This is a genomic window from Fervidicella metallireducens AeB, assembly GCF_000601455.1.
In the GTDB taxonomy this organism is placed as follows: domain Bacteria; phylum Bacillota; class Clostridia; order Clostridiales; family Caloramatoraceae; genus Fervidicella; species Fervidicella metallireducens.
Genome location: NZ_AZQP01000078.1, coordinates 1 through 4960 on the forward strand (window position 1 = coordinate 1; position 4960 = coordinate 4960).

3 protein-coding genes are annotated in these 4960 nt (G+C 30.1%); 2 read left to right on the forward strand and 1 reads right to left on the reverse strand.

The features are described 5' to 3' along the window. The first annotated feature begins 252 nt into the window (after window positions 1–252). Window positions 253–441: an AfsR/SARP family transcriptional regulator gene (locus Q428_RS14715; protein WP_051515181.1), complete on the forward strand. Its 189-nt coding sequence runs from the start codon at window positions 253–255 to the stop codon at window positions 439–441. 71 nt (window positions 442–512) lie between these two features. Next, window positions 513–3293 carry an AAA family ATPase gene (locus Q428_RS13290; protein ID WP_051515182.1) on the forward strand — a complete coding sequence of 927 codons (2781 nt, stop codon included), beginning with the start codon at window positions 513–515 and terminating at the stop codon, window positions 3291–3293. 430 nt (window positions 3294–3723) lie between these two features. Here the strand turns inward: Q428_RS13290 and Q428_RS13295 are convergent, their stop codons facing one another. Then, complete coding sequence (locus Q428_RS13295; RefSeq protein WP_035381725.1) at window positions 3724–4935, reverse strand: cation:proton antiporter; 1212 nt, start codon at window positions 4933–4935, stop codon at window positions 3724–3726. Window positions 4936–4960: the final 25 nt, after the last annotated feature.

Here is a 4960-nt window from a genome sequence, read left to right on the forward strand (position 1 = left end):
TCTCAGCATCAATACCTTGTATTATGTCAACAGAGATTCCATTAAAATTATCAGATATTATAATAATCTGGTTTGAAAGAACATTATTAACTTTAATTATAACGACACCTATTGCCTTTTTGATATTTTAAAATTATTTTGAATTGAATATACAAATCGTGATAAAATTAAAGTGTCTGTGTTGTCCTATTGATGATACAGGCACTTTAAAAATATACATGAATAATAACTACAAAGGAAGGGGGAGATATTATGGATCAGATTGATGTAAAATTGTTTGGGGCACCAAGAGTATTATGCAATGGTAGAAATATAGTATTTCCCTTTAAAAAGGCAGAGGCTTTGTTTTATTATTTGGTGGTAAATAAGCAGGCTACCAGGGATGAACTGGTAAGTCTTTTATGGGATGAAATTGATGAAGAAACGGCAAAAAAAATCTGAGGAATGCATTATATAAGCTTAAGAGGGCTTTTGAAGGTGAAATTCTGGTTTCACCACAAAAATCAATCGTTATGTTAAATGAATATATTGAAATGAAATGCGATTATACAGATTTAAAGGGTGATGAAGGAATTTTAACCGAATATACCGGTGATTTCCTTCAAGGATTTTATGTAAAGGATGCAGAAGAATTTGAAAACTGGATGCTGAAAACCAGAGAAATTTTAAGACAAAATAGAATAAATAAACTATATGAAAAAATACAGCATTATATAGACATCAATGATTATGAAAAAGTAGAAAACTATGGAAGACAAATTATAAATATAGATGCATTTGATGAAAGAGCATATAGAATTTTAATGAAATCCTTTATAAATATTGGTGCTTTTAATAAGGCTATAGATGTATATAGAAAATTAACTGAAACCTTGCAGGATGAATTAGGTGTATATCCAGATGGAGAAACCAGAGCTTTGTATGAAAAGGCGATAGAACTAAAATCTGCAAAAGTCTATGAAAATAAGAAAAAAGAGGAGTTTTTTTACGGAAGGCAGGAGCAGTTAAATACAATCTTGATGAATTACTATGGTTTTTTAAATTCAAGAGAGTATAAAGCACCTGTAATAATAGGTGAGGCTGGAGTGGGAAAAAGCAGATTAAAAAGAAAATTTATAGATTTAGTTGAAAATGATTTGTTCATAATAGAAGCAGAATGTTATCAGGCAGAGGAAAATTATATATTAAAACCTTGGAATAATGTATTTTCTAAGCTATGGGATATTATTAACAATGAAAAAATTGATGTACCCTTGGTATGGAAAAATATAATAGCTTCTGTATTTCCTATTTTTTATGATGATGCTGATACTGTAAGGGTTAATCCTGTTGAAGGAATAAGTTCCTTGAAATTTCAGGTTATTGAGGAAGCTATAATAGGTGTATTAAAAAAGGTTTCAACGATAAAAAAAGTAATCATAGTTTTTGAAGATATTCAATGGATGGATGCAACAAGTCTTTCCTTGTTCAGTAGTATATTGCTACATGGAGAAAACAACCATATTTTCTTTTTGTGTACATGTAGAAATGAGTATACAAATAAAATAGAGAGCTTTATTTCTACTATGATAAAGTATAATAAAATCGAAAAAACAAATCTCCAAAGGTTTACAAAGGAAGAGGTTAGGGAATTTTCACTAAATGTGATTCCTGAATGTACAAATAATGAAGAACTTATGGATAAGATTTATCAGGAAACTGAAGGTAATGCTTTCTTTCTTGTGGAAATGTTAAATTCTATAAAGGAAAGCGGTAGTATAAATATAATGTCATCAAAGATGCAGGATATAATAAAGAGCCGATTTCTTGATATATCAGAAAAGGGAAAGGAACTGCTGAAAATAATATCCATGTTTTTTGACGAAGCTCCACTTGATGTTATTGTTGAATTAACAGGAAATGATGAGCTTGAAGTAATTGATATAGTAGAGGAATTAGAGAAAAAGTTTATAATAAAAGAAATAGAAAATAACAGCGGTATAAGTTTTGTTTTTACACATCAGAAATTAAGGGAATTTATATATCTTCAGTTATCATATGGAAAACGGAAAATACTTCATAATAAAATAGGAAAATTACTGGAGAAAAATTTAAAGAATGATAAAACAGATATATTAACATATTCTAAGCTGATATATCATTTTAAAAATGCAAATAACAAGGAGTCAGCTTTAAAGTATAGCATTAAAAATGCCGATATATGCTTAGATTTTGCCCACGAACTTTTCCCGGTGATAAACTATGGGGGGCCGATATTAAAGAGTCAATTTTTAAATTCTGAACAGGTAAATGAGTATTTAAATGAAATTGAAGTTCTTTTAAATGAGGTTGCTGATGAAATTAATGATCATAAAAAAATTTTAGAATATAAAATGGTTCTTTATCATATGTATGGTAGATATTTTATAAGAGATGGAGAATACCTTAAAGGAAAAGAATATATTCAGAGGATGATAAACAATGCCCTTCAAATTGAAGATATCAATTACGCTTTAAAGGGTTATCGGCAGATGATATATTGTGGTATCCAAACCCATGATGTGGATTTAATGAATAATTATCTTGAAATTGCTTTACCCATGGCAGCAAAACTAGTGGATAAAAAAGAATATGGAATTCTCCTAAGGCTTAAGGGTCTTGGGAAAATAATGTCCTGCAGTTTTAAGGAGGCTGAGGAACTTTTAATACAATCAATAAAGATATTTGAAGTTATAAGCAAAGATGATGACAGATTTATTTTAAATATTGCAGCAGCTTACAATTATATAGGAGAAATCAGAAGATATAATATGCAGTTTCAAAGTGCTTTAAGTTACTATGACAAGGCAATAACAATAACTGAGGGGAAAAAGGTATTAACTGGACTATCTTTGTTTAATACTAATGCAGGTCAGGCAGCCTTTGAAATTGGGGATTATCATAGAGCAAAAACTTATTTCTTAAAGGCTTTAAAGTTATTTGAGGAGATGGATTCTCTATGGGGACGCTCAACAGCTGAAGGATATATGTCTTTTTTGGAGGTTAAGGAAGGATTATATAAAGAAGCATTAAATAGATTGAAAAAGGCTGACTATTATTCTCAAAAAATAAAAAGTCCCATGGAGATAGGCATAATTTACAGGATTAAAGCAGAAATAAAGTCAAATATGAAAAACAATAGAAAACTAAATGATGTCTTTAAAAATTACTTAAATTTAGAGCTTGAAGACTATTGCAGCTATGGGATAGAGATTTTAAAGAATATAAATCATGGCTATGAAGCTGATATATTAAAAGTATTAAAGAGTAAATAATAAAGACAGTTAAGTTTCGTTTTCTAGTAAATCAATGTATAAGAGAATATTTATTAGAATAAAAATATGAAATAATATGTCAAAGACAATAAAAGAGACTTTTGAAAGAGCTAGAGAAGAGGGATTGAAAAAGGGAAAATAGAAATGGCAATGGAAATGTTAAAGGATGGAGAACCTATTGAAAAAATAATAAAATATTCGAAGCTGAAGGAAGAAGAAGTATTAAAATTAAGGGAAAAGCTTGTTCAATAAGGTTAAGAGTGATTAGTTCAATGGTAATGAGGATATGTCCCTTACGTTAAAAAACCATACCGTCTCAATGATATGGAAAAACATTTGAGATGGTATGGTTAGTTTTTAAAATTATAAATGTTATACATACTGAATTTTGTGTAATACTGAGTTTCAGCTGCACACATTTTAGTCTTGGTTAAGCCTTATTTAATTTTAGGAAGTTTGCAAGTGCCTTAGAGGTGCTTGCCTGGAAAGTCAGTGTAATTATAATAGCCATAAATGTAACTGAAGATATTATTTCAGCGTGCTGTATTTTCTGGGATAGCAGCATACCTGCAAGGGCGGCAGGAATAACACCGGTTTCTCTAACCCACATAAGATAAATAATTTCTCTGAAGTTCCAATTTGCTTTTTTATCAAATACTACTGAAATAAAGGCTGAAATTGGTCTGGCTATAAAAATCAATACTCCTACAATTAAAAAAGCTTCTTTCCAGTACTTAGATAATACAGTAAAGTTTATTTGAGTTCCTAAAAGTATAAATATCATCATTCTTAAAATAATAGTTAAAACTTCTTTAAATCTTGTCTGCGTAACATATTGTTCATCAGGAACCCACATATTTAAAATCTTTTTATTTCCACAAACCATACCGACCATGAAAACAGCCATAAATCCGCTTACCCCAAGCTTAGTTGCAATAACATATGCACCTACAACTGCACTAATTCCCATTTCTGCAGGGTGCTCCTGAAAGTATGCATATTTATCATGTGATATTAAAGTTGATGCCAAAAAGCCTACAATTAACCCAACTAAAATACCGCCTCCAGCTGTTATCAGTAGATCAAAAATGCATTTTTGCAAAGAAAAAACACCGCCGGTGATAACACCTAATATTGAGAAAGTTATAATTGCGCCTGCAGCATCATTAAATGCGGACTCTGATATAATTGTTTGTTTTAGTTTATCACTTATGTTCATATTTTTAAATAGAGGAACTAAAACTGAGGGATCGGTAGAGGCTATAACTGAGCCTAACAATAATGCATAGGTAAAGTCTATGTGTAGAATTTTAGATGAAAAATATCCAGTTATAAAAGTTGAAATAAGAACTCCAAGGGTAGCCAGCATTAGTACAGACAATTTTACTTTATTTAAAACCTTTAGTTCTATTTCTCGGCCTCCATCATAAAGAATATAAGCAGCACCAAATGTAAGAATAAGTTCATTACCAATTGGATAGCTTTCAGCATTTATTAAATTTAAAACCCTAGGGCCAAGAATTACTCCACCTAATATGAATAAGACAACATCAGGCATGTGAAGAATTTTACTTAATTTACTAAAAATCATTCCAGTGACAATTATTAAAAATATTAATTCAAGAATTTTAAGTGTATCCATAGATTCTCCTCCATAAATTCAAAGG

What these genes read in the sequence shown, in the direction of transcription:
- Q428_RS14715 (WP_051515181.1), top strand. Translation starts at nt 253, where the DNA reads ATGGATCAGATTGATGTAAAATTGTTTGGGGCACCAAGAGTATTATGC.
- Q428_RS13290 (WP_051515182.1), top strand. Translation starts at nt 513, where the DNA reads ATGTTAAATGAATATATTGAAATGAAATGCGATTATACAGATTTAAAG.
- Q428_RS13295 (WP_035381725.1), bottom strand. Translation starts at nt 4,935, where the DNA reads ATGGATACACTTAAAATTCTTGAATTAATATTTTTAATAATTGTCACT.